The organism is Acidobacteriota bacterium (assembly GCA_030949985.1).
GTDB lineage: Bacteria > Acidobacteriota > Polarisedimenticolia > J045 > J045 > JALTMS01.
The window spans coordinates 78,940-103,477 of sequence record JAUZRX010000025.1 but is presented as its reverse complement, the minus strand read 5'-3'; the positions used below and the strand labels follow the sequence as shown (position 1 = coordinate 103,477).

Sequence of the window (24,538 nt, the reverse complement as noted above, 5' to 3'; positions counted from 1 at the left end):
GCCATCGGTTGGCCGAAGAAGATCATGGTGGCCACGCCGTACCGGGCGCAGGCGAAGTTGCTGCGCGAAGTGGTGGAGCCCATTGACGAAGACAAGATCATTGCGGGGACGGTGCATCGAATGCAGGGAGGAGAGGCGGATCTGGTGTTCTTCGACCCCGTGGTTCCAGACAGCCCCTTCGTGCAGACCATGAGCGTAGCGCCGAGGCTCATCAACGTGGCTTTGAGCCGGGCACGCCAACAACTCGTGGTTTTGGGAGCGCCTACAGAAATCGGGAAGAATCCCTTCCTGGCGCCGCTGTTGGACTGCGCTGAGCGCTGGGTTCCCCAATGGGAACTCCTGCGGGGGGAGTAGGCGGCCGTGAAGGGGGTCGCCTGCGTCGTGTCGGGGCAGAATATCCCGCATATCGAAGTGTTGCTGCATCTGAACCCGGCTAGAATCGCCTTGTTGGAAACTGACGTCATGCGTCGTTACCGCCGCGGGGACGACATGCTGGAGGCGCTCGAACTGGCCGGTATCGGCGGCGAGACGGTTTGCGGTCGGTATCGCGTCGAGCGGCAGGACGAGCCGGGGGCCACGATCCGCGCGATGCTCAGGGTGATGCGAGAGCACGACTACTGCGAGTGGAGCGCCGTGATCGCCGGGGGAACGAAACCCATGGCGATCGGCCTGTGGGAGGCGCTCGCCGATTCCGGTGGCGCCGTCTACTACGTGGATGCCGCAAGTCCGGAGGTGCTGGTCGATCTGCGGACGGGCCGCAGAGAAACCCTGGAGCGCAGAGTTTCCCTGAGAGTATTTTTGCGGAGCTACGGTTTTTCAGTGGGTACATGCCGCCAGACCCGGCACTGGGAGAGGATGGCCGACGTAGCCCGTCGCGTCGCGCTTCTGGATGCGCCCGTGTTTCTTGAGTCAATGGCGGACGAGGGTGTGCGGTGGCCTCCGAATGCTCCCGCCGCGTTGATCAAAAACCTCGAACGCGCGTTCGGTGCCGGCGTGAACAGTGCGGCGGAGGTCGGGGCCGAGGCGCGGCGCTTTTTGTCCGGGCAATGGCTTGAGATCTTTGTCTGGAGCCTGCTCGCACGGCACGCGAAGGCTGTGGGGATAAGAGATGTCGAGGGCGCTCTGCAGACTGTCCACCGCCGGAGCCGAGTGCGAAACGAGATCGACATCGCTTGCATGGGGCGCGACGGTTTGCTGGTTTTCGAGTGCAAGACGAGCGCTAATCGGCTCGACGCGGCTCTGTACAAGCTTGAAGCGGTGATCGGCCAGTTCCGGGCACTGGCCGTGCGGAGTGTTCTCGTGGCGGCCGGCCTGCGCCGTGACGGCGAGATGCTGGGCGCGTTGCGCCGCAGAGCCCAACATCTGGGGTGCCATGTGGTCGGGCATGATGAAATCGTCGCCTTGGCGCGCAAGCCGGATTCCGCTCGGCTGGTCGAGAGAATCCTGCTGCCGCCGCGTCGAGAAAGGGGGACGGCGTGAGCACCGGTGAGATCTATGCCCAGGCGGCAGCCCGCGTCCGGCGGCGCAGGATGCGCTTTACGCTGCAGTTGGAGCGCCCGTTGAGGCTGCGTTTCCCGGCGGCCCTTTTACGGGGCGGGCTGGGTAATCTTCTGCGCAGGCGCTACTGTCGAAGCCCCTCCCAACGGTGCCACGGTCGACACCGCTGTGCTTATTGCGAGCTGTTCGAGGCCCGTGGAGAGGCGGCGGGCGGGGGATGGGCCGGCCGGCAGAAGTCCGCGCCGGTACCACTGGCGATTCGTTGTGAACCCGGCGAGTGGGCGGCGGGACGCATGGTGGTCGAACTCTTTGGACAGGCGGTCGATCACGGTCGAGTCATCAAGGACGCTTTCGAAGAAATGGGTGAGCGCGGCCTGGGTCGGGAAAGAGTGCGTTGTGCCTTCCGGGCCGATGAAGGGTGGCAAACGGTGGAGGGTTGTGACGAGGGGATTCGGCGCATCCTGGGTGGATTGAGCCGGGCCGGAGGATTGCGTGTGCGGAGCGAGTCGCCGCTGCGGGTCAAGGCCGGAGGTCGTTGGGCGCAGGCGGTCGGACCGCGGTTGATGATTGTCAATGCGGCCCGGCGGTTTTCCGCTCTCGCTTGTGAGTCGCCCGAGGTCGGTAGTCTGCCGGCGCCTTGTCGAGAGCTGCTTGAACGGGCGGCGTCGATCCCACTGCGCCAGGTGCGCTGGGTCTGGACGGACAGGCACCGATATTCTTCGCGGCAGCGAAGGCGGGTTCCGATGGGGGGCGTTGAGGGCGGCTTCGAACTGGATATTCCAGATGTGGATCTGCTCTTCTTTTTCGCCCTCGCCGAATCGGTGGGGATCGGCAAGGGCATTCCCTTCGGTTTCGGACGCGTGAAACTCGAAACCGCGTGAGGCGTGCTCGTGCTTCGGTGGGAACTTATCGCGATGGGGCTCGGCGCGAGCGCGATGTGATTCTCCTCACCCCCCGGCCTGTAACGAGTAGAGGGTACGGTAGATGCCTGCCTCGATCGCCATCAGCTCGTCGTGGGTGCCGGATTCCACCAGGCGGCCGCGGTGCAGGACGAGGATGCGTTCGGCGGTGGAGGTGGTGGCCAGGCGATGGGCGATGATGATCGACGTGCGGCCGGCCAGCAGGCGGGCCAGGGCTGTGCGGATCAGGGCCTCGGTACTGGAGTCCACCGAGGCGGTGGCCTCGTCGAGAACGACGATGGCCGGGTCGAAGGCCAGCACCCGGGCGAAGCAGATCAGCTGGCGTTCGCCAACCGACAAATTGCCGCCCCGCTCCCGCACCGGCTCGTCGTAGCCTCCCGGCAGACGCCGGATGAAGGGGTCGGCACGAACCGCCCGGGCGGCCCGGCGAATTCTCTCGGGGGTGATGCGGGGGTCCGACAGGGAAATGTTGCTGGCGATGGTGCCGGCGAAAAGGAACGGATCCTGGGGCACGACTCCCACCATCCGGCGCAGGGTGTGCAGGTCGAGGGCGCGGATGTCGACGCCGTCGACGAGGATCCGCCCGCGGTCCACGTCGTAGAGGCGCGAGAGCAGGCGGATCAGGGTCGACTTCCCCGATCCCGTGGCCCCCACCACAGCCACGGTCCGTCCGGGCTCGATGGTGAAGTCGAGGCCCCGCAGCACGGGAGCGGCGGGATCGTAGGCGAAGTCCACCTTCTCGAAGCGGATCGCCCCCCGGGGGGAGGTCAGCGTCACGGGCTCGGCGGGGGAGACGATGTCCGCGGGCGTGTCGAGAAGCTGGAAGATGCGCTCGGCGGCGGCCATGGCCGATTGCATCACCGTGTAGCGTTGGGTCAACTCCTGCAGGGGGCGGAAGAAGCGCCGGGAATACTCGATGAAGGCCACCAGCGTGCCGAAGGTGATGTGGTCGTCCATCAGTCGCAGACCCCCGGCCCAGAGGATGGCGGCCAGGGTCAGCGAGCCGAGGAGTTCGGCGATCGCGGAGAAGGCGGACTCGTAGGCGACCGCTTGCAGCTCGGCGTCTCGATGGAGCCGGTTGAGGTCTCCGAATTCCTCCCCGGTGCGCTGCTCACGGCCGAAGAGCTGCACCAGGCGCATGCCGGAGACCATCTCCTGGATGAAACCGTTGAGTTCCCCGATCAGCGCCCGGGCCCGGCGGTAACTCCAGCGCACCCGCTGGCGGAAGAACCAGGAGATCCCCAACATCGGCGGCACGATGACGAAGGTCACCAGGGCCAACCAGGGATCCATCAGGACCAGGATCACGACGATCGCGGCCAGGCGGAAGAGGTCGGCGAAGATCAGCACCAGGCCGGACGAGAAGGCTTCCTGGATGGCCTCCACGTCGGTAGTCACCCGGGCCACCAGCCGCCCTACCGGGTTGCGGTCGAAGAACGATGAGGACAGGGCCTGGAGGTGGGCGAAGAGCCGGGTCCGCAGGTCGTAGACCACGCCCTGGCCCAGCTTTTCCAGGCTGTAGATCTGCCCGTAGCGCAAGGCGAATTCCGCGAGGAGGAAAGCGCCGAAGGCCAGCGCGTAGAGGGCCAGAAGTCCCCGGTGGCCGGGAATCACCGCCCGGTCCACCGCCAGTTTGACCAGGTAGGGCTGGACGAGTTGGGCGGCACTGCCGGCGAGCACCATCAGCAGGCCGATGGTGACCAGCGCGCGTCGCGGCCGAACCAGCGGCCACAGCCGGCGGAAAAGCCGCGCGTCATAGACCTTGCCGGCCTGCTCCTCGGCCAGCGCGGCGCCGGCGACCTTCCCCGCCCGGCTCATTCCCGGTCCAGCCGGCGGGTGAGATGCGAGTGCCTGTGGAGCTGGGCGTAGAGCCCGCCCAGGGCGAGCAGTTCCCGGTGGGTGCCGTCCTCCACGATGCGCCCCCGATCCATCACCAGGATGCGATCCATGGTGGTGGCCGCCGCCAGGCGATGGGTGATGAAGAAGGTCGTCCGCCCCTCCATCATTTCAGCCAGCTTCTCAAGGATGCGGGCCTCGGTATCGGCATCGACCGCCGAGAGGGAATCGTCGAGGATCAGCATGCGCGGCCGGCCGAGCAGGGCGCGGGCCAGGGTCACGCGCTGGCGCTGGCCGCCCGAGAGGGTCACGCCGCGCTCGCCGATCAGCGTGTCCAGGCCGTTGTCGAGAGCCGCGATGTCAGGCTCGAGCTGGGCCAGGCGAATCGCCGCCGCCACTTCGTCGTCGCTCGCCCCGGGCCGTCCGAAGGTGAGGTTTTCCCGCAGGGAGCGCGAGAAGAGAAAGCCGTCCTGGGGCACGTAACCGATGGACGAGCGCAGGCGGCGCGGGTCGATGTCGGCCAGGTCTTCCCCGTCGAGAAAAATCTTTCCCGGCGGAACCGGGTAGACCCGGCACAGGAGGTTGGCCAGGGTGCTCTTGCCCGCTCCCACGGGACCGACGACGGCCACTTTCTCTCCCGCGGCCACGCGCAGGGACTCGATCCGCAAGGGGTGGTGCTCTCGGCGATCGTCGTAGCGGAAGTCCAGGTCCTCGACCCGGAGGGCGCCCCGAAGGGGCCTGGAGACGGCCGGGGGCGAGCCGCGCCCGGGGGCTGGGATGGCCGGTTGGGCCCGGAAGACATCGAGCAGCCGCTCGGTGGCCGCCGCTCCCCGCTGAAAGACGTTGATGATCCAGCCCAGGGCGATGGTGGGCCAGGCGAGCATGCCCAGGTAGGAGTTGAAGGCTACGAACTCGCCGAGAGTCAGCCGGCCCTCGATCACGTGGGAGCCTCCCAGGGCGAGAACGATCAGGGTGCCGATGCCGGCGACGGCACCCACCGAGGAGATCATCGCTCCCCGCAGCGCCGCCACCGACAGGCAGCGGCTGCGGTACTCGGCGGAGGCCGCTTCGAAGGCGGCGATCTCGCGCTCTTCCTGGGCATAGGTCTTGACCTGGGCGATGCCGGCGAAGTTTTCCCGGGCCTGTTCGGAGAGCGAGGCGAGTTGCTCCTGCACCGCGCGCGAGCGTTGGTAGATTCGGCGGGAAAGGCGCTGGGCGACCAGCAGCACCACGGGGAAGGGGAGAAGCGCCACCAGGGTCAGGCCGGGGTCCAGGCTGAGCAGCAGGCTCAGCGCGGCGGCGTAGGCGATGGCGGTATTGAGCACGTTCATCACCGCCGGCCCGTAGAAGGAACGGAGCTGGCGCAGGTCGTTGACCACGCGCGACATCAGGTCGCCGGTGGAGTGGGCGTCGTAGTAGGGGGCGTCGAGAGACAGCAGGTGGGCGAAGAGCCGGTCGCGGATTTCGCAGGTGATCCGGCGGGAATTGCCGAGGATCATCAGCCTCGAGAGGGTGCGGATGGCCGCCTGCGCCAGGGCGATCAGGCCCATCGTCCCGGCCAGCAGGGCCAGGCGTCGAGGGGCGACCCCCGCCCGCAGGGCGTCGATGCCCCGGCCGAGCAGCAGGGGTAGGGTCATCGCCAGGGCATGGGTCACCAGCAGGGCGACGAGCCCCGCCAGGTAGCGGCCCCGGTAGCCCCGGGTCCATGTCCAGAGGGTCCCTAGCATCGCTCGTCCGGCCGCCGCATCTGGGCATTCTGCGCTCAAGATCGTGGCGAAGCCAAAGGCGGGGTCGGGTGCGCGGGGGCGGCATTCAGGGTAAACTAGAAAAAGTAATCCACTATCAAGCCAACGTTAGATTTCGAGCGTTTCCGCCTGGCTCCCAGGCCCTGGCCGGGACCGCGGGCAGGCGCTCCCCGCAGGAGGTAACACAAGATGTCTCACCAACTTCCCGAGCTTCCCTACGCCCCCGACGCCCTCGAGCCCCATATCGACACCCAGACCATGGAGATCCACCACGGCAAGCATCACGCGGCCTACGTGGCCAAACTCAATGCCGCTCTCGAGGGGCACCCCCAGTTCCAGGACAAGCCCCTCGACCAGCTCCTGGCCGACCTCGATCAGCTTCCCGCGGAGATTCGCACGGCCGTGCGCAACAACGGCGGCGGCCACTACAACCACAGCCTCTTCTGGAGCCTGATGGGACCCGGTGGCGGGGGCGATCCCACCGGCCCCGTGGCCGAGGCCATCGCCCGGGACTTCGGCAGTTTCCAGGCGATGGTCGAGCGCTTCAACACCGCCGGCGCCGGGCAGTTCGGCAGCGGTTGGGCCTGGCTGGTCTGGACCCCCGAAGGCAAGCTGGAAGTGATGAGCACACCCAACCAGGACAGCCCCCTGAGCCAGGGTCGTATTCCCGTGCTGGGCAACGACGTGTGGGAGCACGCTTACTACCTGAAGTACCAGAACCGGCGCCCGGACTATCTCAAGGCCTGGTGGAACACGGTCGACTGGAAGGCGGTCAACAACCGCTTCGAAGAAATCATCCGCTGATCGATCGGGCGCTCTTCGCGGTACGGAGGGCGCCCTTCACTTTGCCCCGGCCGTGACCCGGCGCAACCATCGCAGGGCCAGCAGGGTCGGGGCCGCGCCGTGGAGGAGCAGGTCGAAGATGTCGATCGGACGCTCCAGGTCGCCCGCGGCGAGCATCTTCAATTTCTCCGCCAAATGAGGCTCGGGCAGGAAAGGGGCCAGCCCCAGGGTCAGGCTGCCGATCACCAGCAGGCTCCAGGGGATCCGGTCGAGCCACTTCACCGGAAGGGTTCCCGGGACGTGCGGACGCCCTCCGGTCCGGTGGTGAGGCGCCGGCCCGCGGCCTCCACCGCACGGCGGATGGCGTCGCGCAGTTCCGCGGGGTGGTCGGTGCCGATGCGGAACTTGCGCTCCCCCTCGAGGGTCAGTTCCACCGCATCCAGGCCCCGGACGTCGCACATCCAGCCAGGGGGCGCCAGGCGCATCCCGAAGCCGTACCACCAGTGGTTCCGCACCGTGCGCACGGCCTGGATGCGCTCGAGGGGAAAGCGCCGGCGGATCATCCCCAGGCCGTATCGGGCCGTGACCGCGGAGCCGTCCACCGTGACGGTCAACCAGCCGAAGAGTCCGGCCAGGGCGGCCCCGCCCAGGGGGAGGGCCAGCCGAATCGCCGGGTGAACTGCCCCGGGCGGGAGCAGCAGGGTCGCCGCCACGATCGCGGCCATGGCCAACAGGACGAGGTGTCCCGACTGGGTGTGCTGGTAGAGCGGAGTCGTCATGATCGGGAGCCATTATTCCTGTTCGGGCTCCGGAAGGACAGGGCCCCGGTAGTCTCGTCGCCCACGGCGCCGGCGCTCGGCGGGAAGGACCCGGTCGAGCCAGCCCCGGTGGACGGGATCCCCCGGGTCGGGAGCGGCGTAGAACGGCTTGATGTCGAGCAACGGTGTGCCGTCGAGAACGTCCAGGTCCGTCAGCAACAGGCGCGGGCCTTCCACGCCCCGCAGGCGAACCAGGCTCATGCCGATGGGATTCGGTCGCCACGGCGCCCGGGTGGCGAAAATGCCATGGGGCTGGTCGTCCATGAAGGGAACGCACTCGAGCCGCGTCTGCTCCACCCTGTGCAGGTGATAGAGCAAGTAGGCGTGGGAGAACTCCTCCAGTCCGGCCAGGCCCTCGATCAGGTCGGGCCGAAGTTCCGCGTAGCCCTCGATGCCGCGACTGAACTCCGGTTGGACGGGGATGGCTTCGAGCTGTCGATGCGGGCTGCGGATCACTCCGATGGGCTTGTAGACGATGGTGGCCATGGTTCGCTCCCGGTGGACAGGCCATGGTGCCAGTCTTCGGCGGCCGGAGCGAGAGCCTGTATCCTCGAGGGCCACGGTGCATCTGATGATTGCCGGCATGCGGGCCGGCGCGGGAGATACCCGGCGTGAGTGATTTCTGGCTGAGTCTGCTGCTCTTCGTGGTCTGGATCGTGCTGATGCGCTGGGTCCTGCCCAAGGCGGGGGTCGGTACCTGAATCGGCGGCACCTGCGATCTTCCCGGTCGGGAAGAAGACGAAGACGATCCCCGCTTCCGCGAACGCTGATTCAGCGCTGTTTCGGGGCGGGGGCCTCGGCTCCCGCGCCCATGTGGGCACTGGTCTCCATCGCCCTGGCCACAGCGAGCAGCAGGTCGCGGCGCGTCACCGGCTTGCTGACGAAGCCGTCCATTCCCGCTTCCAGGCAGGCCTCCCGGTCCTCGGGGAAGACGCCGGCCGTCAGGGCCAGGATCGGGACGTGGCGGGGGCTGTGGTGCTCGAGGGCGCGGATCGCGCGGGTCGCGGTGCGGCCGTCCATCACCGGCATCCGCACGTCCATCAGGACCAGGTCGATGCTCTCGTCCAGTCGATCGACCGCTTGTTGCCCGTCGGTCACCTCGATGACCCGGTGCCCGGCCTTTTCCAGCATGCGGCCGACCACCTTGCGATTCACCGGGTTGTCCTCGGCGACCAGGATGCGCAGGGAACCGATTTCCGAGGCGTCGCCGGTCAGGCTCGCGGTCTCCAGGCTGCTGGCGCCGGGCTTGTCGCCGAGGGTCGTAGGGCAGCTGAAGGAGAAACTGAAGCGGCTTCCCTCCCCGGGCGTACTCTCCACCTCCAGCCTGCCGCCCAGCAGTTCCACGATCCGGGCGGAAATCGTCAGTCCCAGGCCCGTTCCGCCATGGATGCGCGTGGTCGAGGCGTCGGCCTGGGTGAAGGGCTCGAAGATCCGTCGCATCTTCTCCGGCGGGATGCCGACCCCCGTGTCCCGCACGGCCAGGGTCAGGCGTGACCGACCCCCGGGCTCGGGCTGGGCCGAGGCTTCCAGCACGACCTGTCCTTTCGCTGTGAACTTGACCGCGTTGCCGAGCAGGTTCAGCAGCACTTGCCGCAGGCGCAGGGGGTCGGAGACGACGCAATCGGGAAGGTCGGTCAGGGCTTCGAGATGCAGCAGCAGGCCCTTGTCCATGGCCTGGGGCAAAATGGCGCGCAGTGCCGCTTCCAGGTGCTCGAGCAGGGGGAACTCCTTTTCCTCGAGTTCCAGTCTGCCCGACTCGATCTTGCTCAGGTCGAGCACGTCCTCGATCAGCATCAACAACGATTCCGCGGACTGGCGGGCGGTGGTCAGGTAGTCCCGCTGTTCGGGATCCTCGGCGTGGTCGAGGGCCAGTTCGATCATGCCCAGCACACCGTTGAACGGGGTGCGGATCTCGTGGCTCATGTGGGCGACGAACTCGCTCTTGGCGCGATTGCCGGCCTCGGCCCGGGCCGCCGCGGTTTCCAGTTGAGTCGCCTGGTGTCGGAGTCGCGCCTCGGCCTCGCGGCGTTCGGCGATCTCGACTTCCAGGGCCCGGCGCTGGCTTTCGGTCACCAGCAGGGCGCGGATGAAGCTGCCGATGACCAGGACCAGGCCGGTCATCATCAGGAGATCGCCCCCCGCTTCGATCCGGGGGTGCCAGGCGGGACTGGCCGGACCACCGGCGCGCGCCACCTCCATGGCCTGGTGCAGGATCGCGCCGGCGGGCAGGAGAACCACCCCGGCGGCGAGCATGCGGCCTGAGCTGTAGGCGTAGCGGACCCGGCCCATGGTCCAGGCCATCGCCGCGATCAAGAGAACGACCCCGGCCACGACCAGGAGCAGGTGCAGCGCCAGGGGGGCTCCCGAGACAAAGCTCGCGATGCCTGCTGCCTCCAGCACGGCGCCAAGCCCCAGCAAGCTGCCTGGCACCAGCCAGCCCAGCCCGGGCCGGCGTCTTTCCTCGCTCGGCATCGCGGTCCCTCCACCCCGGAGGAACTTAGATTCCGACGCGCCCGGCGTCTACTCGTCTCCGGCCCCGGGGGCGCGGGCGATGCTGACGGTTCGGGAGCGGCCCGCTATGATGGCCGGCGGCGGCGCCCGCGGGTGGCAGGCGCCCCCTGAGGAGGTACGCGGTGATCGACATCTCCCTGGCCGACTTCCTTTCCCTTCCCGATTCAGCCAAAGTGGGCTATATCAAGGACTTCGGTGTCCTCTACGCGCAGCAGTTCTCACGTGAGGATCTCGACGCCTACTGTCGCCTGGCGGATGCATCCCGAGACCTGCACAAGGTGCCGGAAGGTCGCGAACTGATGTCCAGCCTGCTTCGCCATCGCATGGTGCTGAACTTCTTCGTTCAGCCCTCCTCGCGCACGTTCATGTCTTTCAACACCGCCCAGGCCTTTCTCGGCATGAGCCGCATGTCGGTGCGGGACATCAACATCTCCTCGATGTCCAAGGGCGAGAGCCTGGTCGATTCAGTGAGGACTTTCATCTCCTACGTCGACATGGTCGTCATGCGCCACAGTGACGAAAACGCGGCGGCGGCCGCCTTCTGGACCGCGATGAAGGCCCACCGCCGTATCGAGGTCCATGGGCAGGAGCGTCCCGTGCCGATCATCTCGGGCGGATCGGGAACCAAGCAGCATCCCACCCAATCCCTGCTCGATGTCTATACCCTGCAGAAGTCGTTCAAGGAGCAGGGGGGGATCGACGGCAAGACGATCATGCTCGTCGGGGACCTGGCGCGGGGGCGCACGGTGCGCTCCCTGGCCTACCTGATGAAAAACTACAGCGGCGTGAAGCTGCTCTTCGCCGCTCCCGAGAAGTACCAGATGCTCGACGATATCCTCCGGTTCCTTGACGACAATGGGGTGTCGTGGAAAAAGATTGCCTCGATCTCGGAGGGGATCGACGAGGCCGATGCGGTCTACATGACTCGCATCCAGGACGAATACGACGAACTGGCCGCGGGCACTCACGAGGCGGCCTCCAAAGATTTCGTCTTCACGATGGAGCACCTCGCTCGCATGAAGTCCACGGCCTGCCTGCTGCATCCCCTGCCCAAGCGGGACGAAATCGAGATCGAGGTGGACTACGTCAACGATCGGCGCGTGATGTACTGGCGGCAGGAGCGCAATGGGATGTGGATGCGGGTCGCCATCATCGCCCGGCTCTTCGGCGTCGATTCCAGGATTCTCGCCGCGCAGCAGGAGCTTTGCGCCTGATCCCCGCCCCGGGGGCTCGGGGCGGGGGCCTGCCGCGGCCCTGGCGTCAGGGCCGCGCGAAACTCTGCAGCTCGCCGTGGCCCGGAATCGTGCCCGTGGGCGTCGGCAGGGAAATCTCGTAGGCGACAGTCATCCGCGGATCGGTGGCGATCCAGAAGGTGCCGCCGCCGCCTTCTCCGTCGAGATCCGCCAGGCGCATGCGGAAGGTGTCGAAGGTGCCGGCGGGTGTGCTGCGCGACTCCTTGCCCTCCACGGCGACCGACCACAGGCGGATGCGTTGCCGCTGCACGTCGAAGGTGCGCAGGGTCGCCTCGTAACCCTCGGCCAGGGGTAGGGCGGCGAAGACGGCGGCCAGCGCGCTGTCGTCGCCGTAGACCGGTGCGTCGAGAGCCACGTCGACGGCCATCGGACCGCCGGGGGCCTTGATCTCTCCCTCGATCTTCCGGGTGGTGAAGGTCAGGTCGAGGGAGACCGGGCCCTGCCGGGCGCTGCGGCTGCGGGGGAGCAGGGTCTCGGCATCGAGGATGTAGGTGTCGGTGCCCTGGCCCATCGGGCCGCTGACCTGGGACTCGATCTGCCAACTCTTGCCGTCCTCGCCGGCACGGATGGAGCGCCGGCTTTCCAGTTTCAGTTCCCGGTTTTCGGGCAGCTTCAGGATCGTCGTGAAGGCCTGGTCGAGGGGAACGATGGCCGCCGGGACCAGTCGGGGCAGGGGGGCGGTCCGGGCTTTTTCGGCCAGGGAGCCGGTTCGGGGCATGGTCACCGACGCCGGGTCCACCCGCAGGGCGTCGAGTCGCTCGGCCAGGGCGGCGGGCATTTCCTGCTGGTAGCGGCCGCCGATATGGCGGGCGAGGAAGGCCTCGATGGCCGCGAACATCGCCAGGCGGTTCTGCGCTCCGGCGAAGCCGTGGCCCTCGTCGGGTGCGACGAGGTACTCCACCTTGCGACCCAGTTCCCGGAGGGCGACGACGATCTGGTCGGCCTCGGCCTGCTTCACCCGGGGGTCGTTGGCGCCCTGGATGACGAGCAGGGGGGCCTGGATCCGTTGCGCATGAAAGAAGGGAGACTGCTCGATCAGGCGCTTGCGGTCCGCCGGGTCGTCGGGGTCGCCCACCCGCATCAGGAACATCTTGCGGATCGGTTTCCAGTAAGGCGGGATGGAGTTGAACAGGGTGATGATGTTCGATGGACCGACGATGTCCACGCCGGCGGCGTAGAGTTCGGGGGTGAAGGCCAGGCCGGCCAGGGTCGCGTAGCCCCCGTAGGAGCCCCCCATGATGGCCACCCGCTTCGGATCGGCCAGGCCCGAGTCGACCAGGTACTTCACCCCGTCGCTCAGGTCGTGTTGCATGACCCCGGTGCCCCAGCCTGCGTTGCCGCCGTTGAGGTGCGCTTTGCCGTAGCCGGTGGAGCCCCGGAAATTGGGTTGCAGAACCACGTAGCCGCGGTTGGCCAGGAACTGGGAGAAGCCGTCGTAACCCCAGGTGTCCCGGGCCCAGGGGCCTCCGTGGGGCAGCAGAACCGCCGGCAGACGCTTGCCCTCGACGCCCTTGGGGACGGTCAGGTAGGCGGGAATCGTCGCGCCGTCCCGCGCCGGGTAGCGTACCGGACGCATCGTGGCCAGGTGTTCGGAGGGCAGTTCGGGCCGGGAATCGTAGAGCTTGGTGACCTTGCCCTGCTTGCGGTCGTAGAGGTAGACCGAGCCGGGGTTGACGTCTCGGCTCACCGACACGATCCACAGGCTTTCGTCGGCGGTCATCGAACCCACACGGATCTCGCCGTCGGGAAGCTGTTTCTCAAGCCGGTCGAGATCGCGTCGAAAGGCCTCGGTGCGTGGATAGATGCGGGTCCTGTCGCCGATGTAGTAGGTGGCGATCAGCTCGTCGCTGAGGTCCGAGAAAATGGCGCCTCCCAGGTCCACTTCACCTTCGGGGTCCTCTTCCACCAGTTCCGTCTTGCCGCTTTCCAGGTCGAAGAGCAGCAGGCGCTGGAGGTCCACCTGTTTCCCGGCGTTGCTGCGCAGGTAGACGTGCCGGCCATCCTTGTGGAAACGAATCGGGGTGCAGGTTTCTTCGAACGAGCAGGAGTAGATCGTCTTGCCCGACGCCTCGCCACCGACGAGGAAGATCTCTCCGCCGCCTTCCTCGTTCATCCTCCAGCCCAGGCGGGTCCGTCCCTCGAGATCGGTCAGGAACGCCGCTGCGCCCCAGGTGTTCTCGACCATCAGCGTTCTCTCGCCGCTGGCGATGTCCAGGGTGTAGACGTCGTGATAGGCGGGATCGCGCTGGTTGAGGGCGATGACGATCCGGTTCGGAGCGTTCTTGGGCAGGCTGAGAATCATCGCCCGGACGTTCTCGATCGGCGTCAGGTCACGGGCGACGGGGACACCGTCGGGCCCCGGCTCGCCGGCAGGGTCCAGGGCGTAGATGTGGAAGTTTTCGTTGCCGCCCTTGTCCTGCACGTAGAGCACGTAACGGGAGTCACGGCTCCAGAAGTAGCCGCGGACGGGGCGGGCGGTGTCGGCGGTGATCGGCCGCGCCTTTTCGAAGGGCTCGTCGATGCCCCGGATCCAGATGTTCATCTGCCCCTTGTAGGGCCGGCGGAAGGTGATGAAACGCCCGTCGGGGGAAACCTGGGCCCCGCTGATCTCCGGATCGCCGAAGAAGAGTTCACGATCGAGCAGGGGGGGGAGCTGCTCGAGCCAGCCGTCGTCCGTGGCCGATGCGGAAGCGCCGGGTTCGTCGACCGCCGCGAGAGCGGGCAGGGCGGCGGAGGGAAGGAACGTGACGAGAAGGACGAAAATCCGGGACAAGGACCGTGGGCGCATGGCTTCCTCCTGGGGCATCCTTCACGCTACCGGAGATCCTCCCCTCGCACCACGCCGCTCGTTCGCCCGGTGTGACCGTCGGGTCAGAAGCGCAGCTTGTGGGTCTTCCCGGGGGGGAGGGTGATGAACAGCAGGATCGGCTGACCGTCGCGCACCAGGTCGAGGCGCTCCGGATCGGTGCGTAGGGTGACCTCCGAACGCTGGGTGACGATGATCTTGTCCGGCAGCCGCCGCTCGCAGGAGGCGCCGGTCTGAACGACGAAGGTGCCGTAGTGAAGGTTCTCGAGCCGGGAGACGGGAAGGCCGTTGTGGATCAGCCGGGGTGTGCAGCCGTCCTGCAGATCGTTGAGGGCGAACGAGAAGGTGTTGGGGTTGACGACCACCGGATCCGGGGTGCTGCCGGCGACCACCTGGAGGTCCGTGGCCGGTACGGTGCCGTCGGCCGAGGCCACCCGGTAGTGACCGGGCGGGAGCACCACTTCGAAGTCCTCCCGGCCTCCGTGGACTCGCGTCGCGAAGCGCTCGGCGGCCAGGTTGAAGACGGCCTCCGTGTGGGGATCGGTTTCCGCCGTGACCCGCAGCAACGCCAGGGAAGCCCGCTGGGCGGCGCTCAGTTCCTGGACCTGGAAGCGGGTGACCTCGCCGGCACTCCAGAACAGCTCGAGGCGCTTGACGACCTCTTCGGCGGGGGCGATGCGGTAGACCAGCTCGGTGGCCTCGGGCAGCTCGCCTTGCCGACCGAAGAATTCGAGGCCTTCGCCCCAGCCCGAGGGCTCCTGTCCCATCAGTTCCACCGCGCGGCGGTAGTGGTGGATGGAACTTTCCATGTCGATGCCCTCGGCGTGGAGCAGGGCCGCCTGCAAGTGGGCCCGCGCCACGACGCGCGCGAAACGCTCCTCGATCCGCGGGTCGTCGACGAAGAGGCGGCTGAGTTCGTAGCGGCTATCCATCTCGTCCACGTAGTGGGAGACGTCGAAGACCAGCGCCCTGGCGAGGTCCTGGCCCACGCTTTCCCGCGCCAGCACGACCTGGTAGCTCAGCACCGCCCGGTAGAGGTCTTCGAGAGCCGCCAGCTCGGCGTCGGTGTCGAAGAGCGGAGCGCCCTGCGGGCTCGCGGCCCCGCCGTCCCGGGCCATGCCGGCGCCGACGGCGAACAGAATGACGAGCAGCGCGACCGCGGTGCCGCGCAGGTGCTTCATGGCCGGCCTCCTTTCCCCGTGTCGTGCTCGACTATCGTGGCCTGGCGACCCATGCCGAACTGGCGAAGGATGTTGGCGTAGTTCTGGCGGTAGGGCTGGACCTCGTCGCCTCCCAGCTTGCGCAGGGCCTGCTCGTAGGCCTGCTGGGCGTGGCGCAGAGCCTCGAGTTTCATACCGAAGTTGGCCTCGGCCCGGGAGAGGTCGAAGTAGGCCACCTCGTCGCCCTCCCACTGGAAAGCGATCGCTTCCCGGGCCAGCTCGAGCGATTCGCCGAAACGCCCGGAGTTGTAGTGGGCATAGGCCAGAACGTGCAGGCTGGTGCCGTACTGGACCTGGATTTCCGGCTCCGCCGGATCGAGCTTGAAGGCCTGGCGGGCATATTCCACGGCGCGCAGCCGGTAGTCGTAGCCGTCCTGCCGACTGGCGAAGTCCGACATCTGGCGGTAGATCTCCGCCCGCTCGGGCAGGCCCCGGGTTTCGGCGGCCGCTTCGGAGAACAGGCCGAGGACTTCCTCGGGATCGGCGCCGTCGGTGTTCATCAGGTCGAGACCGGACTGCCAGAGAACGCCGGCGCGGACGTTACCCCGGTCGAAGCCCACGACCCGGTAGAGTTGGGCGAAACGGTCGGTGAAGCGGCCTCCGAGGCCCATCCGGCAGGCTTCCCGCACGCGCACCAGGTAGATCTCGGGTGCCGTGGATTCGCGGGCCATCTCGAACGCGCGGCTGATGTAGAGCAGCAGGTATTTTTCGAAGGCCAGGAATGGCTCGTCGTCTCGCGGGACAGTCCGCAAGGTGTCGCGACGAGAGATCAGGGCCTTGAGAAAATGCCAGTTGGCCAGGTTCTCCAACTCCAGGTTACGGAAATTTTCGCTCTTGAGTTTTTCGTAGCACGCGGTGGCCAGCACGTTGTGCTTGAAAAAAGGGTCATCCTGGAGGATGTGCAGGCTTTCCTGCATGGCGCCCAGCACATCGCGTTGAAAGTCGTAGGAAAAGGACGGCGGGTCGGCCTTCCAGACTTCGAAGCGCGCGTGTCCACCGATGAAGGCGACCAGCGCATAGTCGGAACCGGCGTGAGGCAGGCCGAAGCCGTCGAGGGCCTCGACGTAGCGATCGGCCGCTCCCGCCGCCTGTCGCCACTGCCGGTCGTTGTAGGCGGCGATGGCTTCGCGTTGGATCTCGGCCAGGCGATCGACGGGGGTGGGTTCGGTCGCCGCGCCCGGCGACAGAGCGCCGAGGGCGACCAGGACAGCCAGCAGCAGCATGGAGTGGCGCCGGGGAGCGCGTGGAGAGTTCATGGTGCTTCGACCTCCAGGGCCTCTGGTACGGAAAGGCGGGTCAGGGGCCGGAGAAAACCTCCGTCCCGCTGCGGTACGGGGCCGGTCGGGCGGGTTGCCGAGACCGGGCGGTGGAGGGGGCTGCTCATTTCCCCGCCCGCTCCTGCTCGAAAAGAACCTGGGGTGTGATGCCGCGGTCGAGGCAGGCCATGATCGCGTTGAGAGCGGCGCCGGCCGGGGATCGGCGGTCGGCGGTGATCAGGACTTCCATCGTGCCGGCCGGGTCGGCGCCCCCGTCGTCGGGGTGCGTACCGGTGATCCACCCCTCGAGGGCCCGGGAGATCGCCTGGTAGGCCTCGATGGAGGTGGTATCGACGACATCCAGTGGCCGGTGATCGACCAGGATGGTGGCGTCCTCCAGGACTGCGATCTCCAGCTTTTCGCGCTCCTGGGGGCGCAGGGCCGTCGCCTGCTCGGGATCCCGCGGGGGGAGAACGAGTTTTTCGCGCACGGTCTTGTCGAAAGAAGAGGCGACGAGGAAGAAGATGATCAGCAGGAAGACCACGTCGACGGCCCCCTCGAAGCCGTCTTCCATGTCGAAGCTGAACCGCTCGCCGCGCCTCATCGGTTCACCTTTCGAAAAGTCGCTGGTAGACCAGGAAGAGCTGATCCTCCCGCCGGGTGATGGAATGCATGACGAAGGTCTTGAGCACCATGGCCAGTGTCTTGAGTACCAGGCCGATGACGGTCGTGATCAGGGCGATCTGGATCGACAGCGCCAGGTCCGCGGGAGTGACCGAGTCCTGGATCGAAATCTCGTAGAAAGCGGCGACCATGCCCACGGCGGTGCCCAGAAAACCGAGGGCCGGAGAAACCACAGAAGCGAAGGAAAGAAAGACCAGGTTGCGCTTGAGTCGATCGAACTCTTCGTCCTGGATCGCCAGCCAGACGCTGGCGGGCCGGGCGCTTTGGGGCCCGTTCTCGCCGAGGAAGCGCAGCAAGATGTGGGCGAAGACCGTCTCGTCGCCCGCAAAGGCCTCGCGGGCGGTTCCGATGATGCCGGTGGTACCACCGTCGGCCTGGAGCGAGGCGCGCCACCGCTCGGTCCGCGGGCGGTCGAAAATTTGGGGGTCGCGAAGTTCGAAAAACAGGTAGTGCAGGAAGATGCCGACGATCAGGGAGAGAATCACCGCGAAGGCGAACATGATGAAGGCGTTGAGGGGGACGACGAAGCGGGTGATGACCTCCGAGAGCATGTCGATCATGCTTCGCCCGCGGACCACGGAAAGTCCCAGCAGGGCGCTGGCGCTCAGCAGCGTCACCGCGTAGAAGAGCAGGCGGGCCGAGCGCACCCTGCGCCGGGGCGCGTCGATCACCGGGAATCTCCTGCCCGCGTCATGGGTGTTCCGGCGGCGCCGCCACGCAGATCACGGTGATCCGGTGGAGGTCCGACTGGCGGCCGTCGGTGGCCAGGGCTCTGATGTCCAGGTCGTTGGCGCCGGCATGCTGGAGTTCGATGTCCGGAAACTCGAAATAGACCCGGTACGGCGCCTCCCGGGCCGCTGGAGGCACCCGGGTGAAGCGCACCATGTCGTTGGGCTCCGCCGGTCGCAGGCGGGCGCTGCGGTTGGCCAGGGTGACCCGGTCCACGCTCGAGCGGGAAAAGACGACCCCACTGATCTTGATCCGCCGTCGGCTGGTAACGGTTCCGAAATCGTGAAAGACGATCAGGGGGCGGTAGCGGCTGCTGTCGGTCCTGATCGCCGGGGAGGGATCGTCGACTCCAGGGCTGCTGCCGAATGTCACCGGCAACGGCCAGCCCAAGGTCGCCAAAGCGACCAGGCAGGCCACGTAACTTTTCATGGCTTCTCCCCAACACGGTGAGCTGCGACGCCGTCGAGTATAGCCTGCATGAGGCGATTCAGGGAGGGCGGGGAGCGCCGCCATGCAGATCGGCCCGGGTCGCACCCGGCCCGCCGCGCGCCGTTTTCTCCCCGCCGCGGCCTCGCCTCCCTGCCGTCCCCTATACGCCGCTTCCCGCGGGCCGGCTGATTTTCCGGGGCCGGACCCCTTGGCGGGGGCGGAAGGGGGCCGCATGATGGGGCGGCAGGAGGTTCGAGATGCATGTCGTGGCGAGGTTGACGGCTCTGCTGGTTGTCGCATCGATGACCCTGCTCCCCTCCCTGGGAGAGGGAGAGCCCACGGTCAGGGACTTTCGCCTGGACACCAGCGATGGTTTCGAGATTGTCGGCGACCTCCACCTCGGTGGCGGAGCCGATGCGCCGCTGGTCGTGCTGCTGCACATGTTTCGCTCGGACCGCCGGTCCTGGCACCGGCTGCTGCCCGAACTGGTGTCCTCGGGTTTCAACGTGCTGGCCATCGACCAGCGCGGTCACGGGGCGTCGAAGATGCAGAACGGCGAGAAGGTCAAGGCCAAGCTGCTGCCCCGGAGCCAAAACGCCGCATGGATCCGGCGGGGGGCGGGGGATGTCGTGGCCGCCGTCGAGCAACTCCGGGCGGAGGAAGGCCTGCGCCCTGCCTGCGTGGCCCTGGTGGGAGCCTCTTACGGGGGTACGATCGCCCTGCTCGGCGCGGCCCGGCTGAACGCGGTGTGTGGCATCGTCCTGCTCTCACCGGGCATCGACTACTTCGGGGTCGATGTGACCGACGCGGTCGGGAGCTACCCGGCCCGCGCGCGGATATTCGTCTCGGCCGGGGACCGGGGGTCGGTGGGCAGTGCCCGCAAGATCAAGGAAATGCTCGGTAAGCGTGCCCTGTTGACGATCTACGAGGACGGTGGGCACGGCACCAAGCTGCTCGAGACCCATCCCGACGCTGTCGGCTCCATCGTCGACTTCCTGGAAAGTGCTTCTCGTTCGGTCGAGTAGCGCTGCCGCGTGGCACTAACGGGAGGCGAAGTCCGCGGGCCGGGCCAGGCCTTCGGTGGGCAGAGTGACGCTGGCTCTGTCTCCCCGCTCGAGCCAGTTGCGGGCTCCGGCGCTCAGCCCGGCGGCGACGAGGGTCAAGAGGACGATGCTGGCGATCAATGCCAGCCTCCTGAAAAAAGGCACGTTGTTCATGATGTGAAGCTCCCGCTGCTACTTCCTGTTGTGGACTCGTGGGTGTTTCGCAGTGGTCGGAATGAAGACGCCCCCCGCGCGGGTGTCCCGCCCTGGTGGACGAACTGTACCTCATGCGCCGGCAACTTCAAATGAATAAAACTTGAACCGTCTTTGAGCCGTGTCAGAATGGTTCGTGCCGTGCCGCAAGCGTCCGTTTCGGCACCACTCCCGGAGCGGCTTGACGCTCGGGCTCGGGCTGGCAGAATCCCGAGGCTCCGGTGAGTGGGGGGCAGGGAGGCGGGTCGGCGATGAAGATCCTCTCGTGGAATGTCAACGGCCTGCGGGCCTGTGAGCGCAAGGGCTTCCTGGACTTCCTCCGCGCCGAGCAGCCGGAGATTCTCGGCCTGCAGGAAGTGCGGGCCCGCCCCGAGCAACTCTCCGAGGCCGTGCTCTCCCCTCCCGGCTACCACACGGCTTTCACCGCCGCTGCCCGGCCCGGCTACAGCGGCGTCGCTCTCTATGCGAAGACGGCGCCCGACCGGCTCGAAACCGGCCTCGGTGAGCCTCGCTTCGACGAGGAGGGGCGCTTGCAGATCGCCCGCTTCGGTCGGCTGGTGGTGGCCAACGTGTACTTTCCCAACGGCAACGGGAAAGAGCGGGACAACAGCCGCGTGCCCTACAAGCTCGACTTCTACCGCGCCCTCGAATCGCGCCTGGCGCGCCTGCGTCGCGGCGGGATGCGGGTGCTGGTGCTCGGCGACTTCAACACCGCCCACCGGGCCATCGACCTGGCTCGCCCCAAGCAGAACGAGAAAACCAGCGGCTTTCTGCCGGAGGAGCGGGAAGAGATCGACCGCTGGATCGCCGCCGGGTGGGTCGATACCTTCCGCCACTTCGAAAAGGGCCCCGGCCACTACAGTTGGTGGAGTCAGCGCCAGGGTGCCCGCCAGCGCAACGTGGGGTGGAGAATCGACTACGTGATGGCCTCACCGGCGGCGATGAAGTTCGTGCGGCGGGCGTTCATCCTGCCGGAGGTGATGGGCTCGGATCACTGCCCGGTGGGCGTGGAGGTCGATCCGGCGATCTGCGGGTGAGCCGTCGGCGCCGCGATCGCGCGCCGGCCTGATTCCGAACCCCGGCCAGTGGAGCTGCCGGCAGGCGGCTATCAGGCTACCGACTTCTGTCGACACCGTCTTCCGCGGCTTCAGCTCTTGCCGTTCAGGGCCATCTGTCCTGACATCGCTTTCTCCCGGTGTCCTCGGCGTTCAGCGCCTGCCGGCCGTAGTGCCATCTCAGGACCTGGTCCGTTCGCGAGCGTCCTGGTCACGGAACGCCATGGACTGTGTCACGTGACACGTGTCAAGAGCTCCGCTTCCGTTCGCCTGCCGACAGATCAGCTCACATCGACCGCCGGTACTGGCCGCCGATCTCGTAGAGGGCGGTGCTGAGCTGGCCGAGGGTGCAGACCTTGGAGGCTTCCATCAGCTCGGCGAAGATGTTGCCGCCGGCGAGGGCCGTGCGGCGCAGGTTGGCGATGGCCTCGGCGGCGCGGGACTCGAAGCGCTGGTGGATCTGCCGGACCTGCTCCACCTGGGCCTGCTTTTCCTCCTCGGTGGAGCGGATCAGCTCGGTTTCCACCACGCCGTCGCCGGTGTCGGGGTTGAGGAAGGTGTTGACGCCGACGATGGGCAGGCCGCCGGAGTGCTTGAGCATCTCGTAGTGCAGGCTCTCTTCCTGGATCTTGCCCCGCTGGTACATGGTTTCCATCGCGCCGAGCACGCCGCCCCGGTCGCTGAGGCGAACGAACTCGTCGAGCACGGCCTCCTCCACCAGTTCGGTGACCAGCTCGGCGATGAACGAGCCCTGGAGGGGGTTTTCGTTCTTCGTCCAGCCCAGCTCCCGGTTGATGATGAGCTGGATCGCCAGGGCGCGGCGCACGGAATCCTCGGTTGGGGTCGTGATCGCCTCGTCGTAGGCGTTGGTGTGCAGGGAATTGCAGTTGTCGGCGATGGCGTAGAGGGCCTGCAGGGTGGTGCGGATATCGTTGAAGTCGATCTCCTGGGCGTGGAGGGAGCGGCCGGAGGTCTGGATGTGGTACTTGAGCTTCTGGCTCCGTTCGCTGGCCTGGTACATCTCCCGCATGGCCACCGCCCAGATCCGGCGGGCGACCCGGCCGATCACCGAGTATTCCATGTCGACGCCGTTCGAAAAGAAGAACGAGAGATTGGGAGCGAAGGTGTCGACGTCCATGCCCCGGGCCCGGTAGTACTCCACGTAGGTAAAGCCGTTGGCCAGGGTGAAGGCGAGCTGGGTGATGGGGTTCGCCCCGGCCTCGGCGATGTGATAGCCGGAGATCGAAACCGAGTAGAAGTTGCGCACCCGGTGATCGACGAAGTACTGCTGGATGTCGCCCATCATCTTCAGCGCGAAATCCGTGCTGAAAATGCAGGTGTTCTGGGCCTGGTCCTCCTTGAGGATGTCGGCCTGGATCGTGCCCCGCACCGAAGCCAGGGCCTGGGCTCGCAGCTCTTCGTACTCTTCGGGGGGCAGGAGCTGGTCGCCGCTGACCCCCAGCAGGCCCAGGCCGCTGCCGTCGTGGCCCTCGGGCAGTTCGGCCCGGTAGACCGGCGGCCGGCCGCCGCAGAGCCGGACGATCTTCTCCTGAGCCTGCTCCCAGCGCCCTGTCTCCTTGAGCCTCTTCTCGACGAGCTGGTCGATGGCGGTGTTGAAGAAGAAGGCCAGCATCATCGGTGCCGGGCCGTTGATGGTCATCGACACCGATGTGGTCGGTGCACACAGGTCGAAGCCGGAGTAGAGCCGCTTGGCGTCGTCCAGCGAGCAGACCGACACGCCCGAGTTGCCCACCTTGCCGTAGATGTCGGGCCGCGGGTCGGGGTCGTCGCCGTAGAGGGTGACCGAGTCGAAGGCCGTCGACAGGCGGGCGGCGGGCTGGGCCTTGGCGACGAAGTGGAAGCGTCGGTTGGTGCGCTCGGCGGTGCCCTCCCCGGCGAACATCCGGGTGGGGTCCTCGGCGGTGCGCTTGAAGGGGAAGACCCCGGCGGTGAAGGGGTAGGCGCCCGGAACGTTTTCCAGTTGCAGCCAACGGGTCAGCTCGCCCCAGTCCCGGGTGGTGGGCAGGGCCACCTTGGGGATGCGGGTTCCCGACAGGGTGGTGTACTGGGCCGGCACCTTGACCTCGCGGCCCCGCACCTGGTAGGTGAACACGTCGGAGGCGTAGGCCTGCTTGAGCGCGTCCCAGCCGGCGAGCTGCTTGCGGATCGCCGGGTCGAGATCAGCCAGCACCTCGTGGTAGCGCTGGCGCAGGGTGAGCACCACCGGATCGGCGCCCTTCTCGGTGAGCTGCCGGGAGTCGTAATCCTGGTCGGGTGGGGGGGGCGTCTCGCCCAGCTCTCGCAGGGCGCGAGCCAGGCCATCGGCCCGGGAGGCCAGGTCCGCCTGGCGCTCGCTGCGACGCTTGTAGTCACGAATCGTCTCGGCGATCTCGGCCAGGTAGCGCGCCCGCTCGGGAGGCACCACGGTGGGGACATCGGAGATGCGCTCGGGAGGGGGGGCGTGGCGCCAACTCCGGGCGTCCTTTTCGTCGAGGCGACTCATCATCCAGGAGAAGAGCTGGTCGACCCCCTCGTCGGCGAAACGACTGGCGGCGGTGAGGAAGACCGGCATCTGCTCGACCGGCTTTTCGAACAGGCCGTGGTTGCGCTGGTACTGCTTGCGTACGTCCCGCAGGGCATCGATGGCGCCGCGCTTGTCCGCCTTGTTGAGCGCGACTCCGTCGGCGAAGTCCAGCATGTCGATCTTCTCGAGCTGGGACGGCGCGCCGTATTCGGGGGTCATCACGTAGAGGGAGAGGTCGCAGAGGTCGACCACCGCCGAGTCGCTCTGGCCGATACCGGCGGTTTCCAGGATCACCAGGTCGAAGCCGGCGACCCGCAGCACCAGCAGCGCATCGCTCAGGGCCGAGGCGGTGGAGACGTGGGCCTGGCGGGTGGCCATCGAGCGCATGTAGGCCCGCGGTCCCTTGACGGCGTTCATGCGGATGCGGTCGCCGAGCAGGGCGCCGCCGGTGCGACGGCTGGTGGGATCCACCGAGAGAATCGCCACGCTGCGGTCGTCGAACTGGGTGAGCAGTCGCCGCACCAGTTCGTCGGTCAGTGACGACTTGCCCGCGCCGCCGGTTCCGGTGATGCCCACGACAGGGGGAGGGTTGTCGCCGAGGTGCTGTTCGAGTCCGGCGCGGATCGCCGCCAGGCGCTGCTCGTGCCCCGCTCCTTCGAGCAGCTCGATCAGGCTGATCGCCCGGGCCACCGCCGCCGGTTCCCGCTCGAACAGCCCCCCGGGCAGGTCGTCGTCGGGCTGCACCAGGGGCCGGTCGGCCCGGCGCATCAGGTCCTGGACCATGCCCACCAGGCCCAGGCGCCGGCCGTCTTCCACCGAGTAGATCCGCTCGACTCCCCGCCGCTCCAGCTGCTCGATTTCGGCGTCGGTGATGGTGCCGCCGCCGCCGCCGAAGACCTTGATCCCGGATCGGCCCCGGTCGGCCAGCAGCTGGACCATGTAGGTGAAGAACTCCATGTGACCGCCCTGGTAGGACGAGACGGCGATGGCGTGGACGTCTTCCTGGATCGCCGCGGTGACGATCTCGTCCACCGAGCGGTTGTGGCCGAGGTGGATCACTTCGGCGCCCTGCTGCTGGAGCACCCGGCGCATGATGTTGATCGCCGCGTCGTGACCGTCGAAGAGGGAAGCGGCGGTGACCAGCCGTAGCTTTTGCCGAGTGCTGAAGGTCTCGTTCTCGCGGGGGGTGCTGGAGCGGGTTTCGGTGGTCGACATG

21 protein-coding genes are annotated in these 24,538 nt (G+C 67.3%); 7 read left to right on the top strand and 14 right to left on the bottom strand.

Annotated features, from left to right (window positions below; translation table 11 throughout):
- From Q9Q40_07890 to cas6, 3 genes are all read left to right on the top strand, one after another.
- Positions 1-354, top strand: a 354-nt coding sequence (locus Q9Q40_07890; protein MDQ7007139.1) for an AAA domain-containing protein, incomplete at its 5' end; no start/stop codon positions are given.
- A 6-nt stretch (positions 355-360) separates the two neighbouring features.
- On the top strand, positions 361-1,479 hold the full coding sequence (locus tag Q9Q40_07885; protein MDQ7007138.1) for a DUF1887 family CARF protein: 1,119 nt from the start codon (positions 361-363) through the stop codon (positions 1,477-1,479).
- A complete protein-coding gene (gene cas6 / locus Q9Q40_07880) occupies positions 1,476-2,378 on the top strand; it encodes a CRISPR system precrRNA processing endoribonuclease RAMP protein Cas6 (GenBank protein MDQ7007137.1) in 903 nt (300 codons plus the stop codon). Before Q9Q40_07885 ends, cas6 begins: the two co-directional genes overlap by 4 nt.
- 66 nt (positions 2,379-2,444) lie before the next feature.
- On the opposite strand, the gene Q9Q40_07875 is transcribed toward cas6, so the two are convergent.
- Entirely contained in the window at positions 2,445-4,235 is a 1,791-nt protein-coding gene (locus Q9Q40_07875) for an ABC transporter ATP-binding protein (GenBank protein MDQ7007136.1), read from the bottom strand.
- On the bottom strand, positions 4,232-5,980 hold the full coding sequence (locus Q9Q40_07870; GenBank protein ID MDQ7007135.1) for an ABC transporter ATP-binding protein: 1,749 nt from the start codon (positions 5,978-5,980) through the stop codon (positions 4,232-4,234). The genes Q9Q40_07875 and Q9Q40_07870 overlap by 4 nt, the downstream gene beginning before the upstream one ends.
- Positions 5,981-6,187: 207 nt before the next feature.
- Between Q9Q40_07870 and Q9Q40_07865 the strand changes: the two genes are divergently transcribed.
- The gene (locus Q9Q40_07865) at positions 6,188-6,802 is read left to right on the top strand and encodes a superoxide dismutase (protein ID MDQ7007134.1); all 615 of its coding nucleotides are present in this window, start codon (positions 6,188-6,190) and stop codon (positions 6,800-6,802) included.
- 36 nt (positions 6,803-6,838) lie between these two features.
- On the opposite strand, the gene Q9Q40_07860 is transcribed toward Q9Q40_07865, so the two are convergent.
- From Q9Q40_07860 to Q9Q40_07845, 4 genes are all read right to left on the bottom strand, one after another.
- The gene (locus Q9Q40_07860) at positions 6,839-7,063 is read right to left on the bottom strand and encodes an RND transporter (GenBank protein MDQ7007133.1); all 225 of its coding nucleotides are present in this window, start codon (positions 7,061-7,063) and stop codon (positions 6,839-6,841) included.
- Positions 7,060-7,560 carry a PH domain-containing protein gene (locus tag Q9Q40_07855; GenBank protein MDQ7007132.1) on the bottom strand — a complete coding sequence of 167 codons (501 nt, stop codon included), beginning with the start codon at positions 7,558-7,560 and terminating at the stop codon, positions 7,060-7,062. The genes Q9Q40_07860 and Q9Q40_07855 overlap by 4 nt, the downstream gene beginning before the upstream one ends.
- A gap of 12 nt (positions 7,561-7,572) precedes the next feature.
- Entirely contained in the window at positions 7,573-8,085 is a 513-nt protein-coding gene (tsaA, locus tag Q9Q40_07850; GenBank protein MDQ7007131.1) for a tRNA (N6-threonylcarbamoyladenosine(37)-N6)-methyltransferase TrmO, read from the bottom strand.
- A 285-nt stretch (positions 8,086-8,370) separates the two neighbouring features.
- Complete coding sequence (locus tag Q9Q40_07845) at positions 8,371-10,071, bottom strand: ATP-binding protein (protein ID MDQ7007130.1); 1,701 nt, start codon at positions 10,069-10,071, stop codon at positions 8,371-8,373.
- Positions 10,072-10,232: 161 nt separating this feature from the next.
- Here Q9Q40_07845 and pyrB point away from each other — a divergent pair, with 161 nt between their 5' ends.
- A complete protein-coding gene (gene pyrB / locus Q9Q40_07840) occupies positions 10,233-11,324 on the top strand; it encodes an aspartate carbamoyltransferase (GenBank protein MDQ7007129.1) in 1,092 nt (363 codons plus the stop codon).
- Positions 11,325-11,370: 46 nt separating this feature from the next.
- Here pyrB and Q9Q40_07835 read toward each other — a convergent pair whose 3' ends face one another.
- The 6 genes from Q9Q40_07835 to Q9Q40_07810 form a co-directional block, all read right to left on the bottom strand.
- A complete protein-coding gene (locus tag Q9Q40_07835) occupies positions 11,371-14,151 on the bottom strand; it encodes a prolyl oligopeptidase family serine peptidase (protein ID MDQ7007128.1) in 2,781 nt (926 codons plus the stop codon).
- Between the two features lie 83 nt (positions 14,152-14,234).
- On the bottom strand, positions 14,235-15,350 hold the full coding sequence (locus tag Q9Q40_07830) for a hypothetical protein (protein ID MDQ7007127.1): 1,116 nt from the start codon (positions 15,348-15,350) through the stop codon (positions 14,235-14,237).
- Positions 15,347-16,645, bottom strand: coding sequence for a hypothetical protein (locus tag Q9Q40_07825; protein MDQ7007126.1), 1,299 nt, complete (start codon positions 16,643-16,645; stop codon positions 15,347-15,349). The genes Q9Q40_07830 and Q9Q40_07825 overlap by 4 nt, the downstream gene beginning before the upstream one ends.
- 124 nt (positions 16,646-16,769) lie before the next feature.
- Complete coding sequence (locus Q9Q40_07820; GenBank protein MDQ7007125.1) at positions 16,770-17,249, bottom strand: biopolymer transporter ExbD; 480 nt, start codon at positions 17,247-17,249, stop codon at positions 16,770-16,772.
- Between the two features lie 4 nt (positions 17,250-17,253).
- Entirely contained in the window at positions 17,254-18,000 is a 747-nt protein-coding gene (locus Q9Q40_07815; protein MDQ7007124.1) for a MotA/TolQ/ExbB proton channel family protein, read from the bottom strand.
- Positions 18,001-18,019: 19 nt separating this feature from the next.
- A complete protein-coding gene (locus Q9Q40_07810) occupies positions 18,020-18,487 on the bottom strand; it encodes a hypothetical protein (GenBank protein MDQ7007123.1) in 468 nt (155 codons plus the stop codon).
- 257 nt (positions 18,488-18,744) lie between these two features.
- On the opposite strand from Q9Q40_07810, the gene Q9Q40_07805 reads away from it, so the two are divergent.
- The gene (locus tag Q9Q40_07805) at positions 18,745-19,512 is read left to right on the top strand and encodes an alpha/beta fold hydrolase (protein MDQ7007122.1); all 768 of its coding nucleotides are present in this window, start codon (positions 18,745-18,747) and stop codon (positions 19,510-19,512) included.
- Between the two features lie 15 nt (positions 19,513-19,527).
- On the opposite strand, the gene Q9Q40_07800 is transcribed toward Q9Q40_07805, so the two are convergent.
- Positions 19,528-19,704, bottom strand: coding sequence for a hypothetical protein (locus tag Q9Q40_07800; protein MDQ7007121.1), 177 nt, complete (start codon positions 19,702-19,704; stop codon positions 19,528-19,530).
- Between the two features lie 290 nt (positions 19,705-19,994).
- Between Q9Q40_07800 and Q9Q40_07795 the strand changes: the two genes are divergently transcribed.
- On the top strand, positions 19,995-20,780 hold the full coding sequence (locus Q9Q40_07795) for an exodeoxyribonuclease III (protein MDQ7007120.1): 786 nt from the start codon (positions 19,995-19,997) through the stop codon (positions 20,778-20,780).
- Between the two features lie 304 nt (positions 20,781-21,084).
- Here the strand turns inward: Q9Q40_07795 and Q9Q40_07790 are convergent, their stop codons facing one another.
- The gene (locus Q9Q40_07790) at positions 21,085-24,537 is read right to left on the bottom strand and encodes a methylmalonyl-CoA mutase family protein (protein MDQ7007119.1); all 3,453 of its coding nucleotides are present in this window, start codon (positions 24,535-24,537) and stop codon (positions 21,085-21,087) included.
- Between the last annotated feature and the right edge of the window lies 1 nt (position 24,538).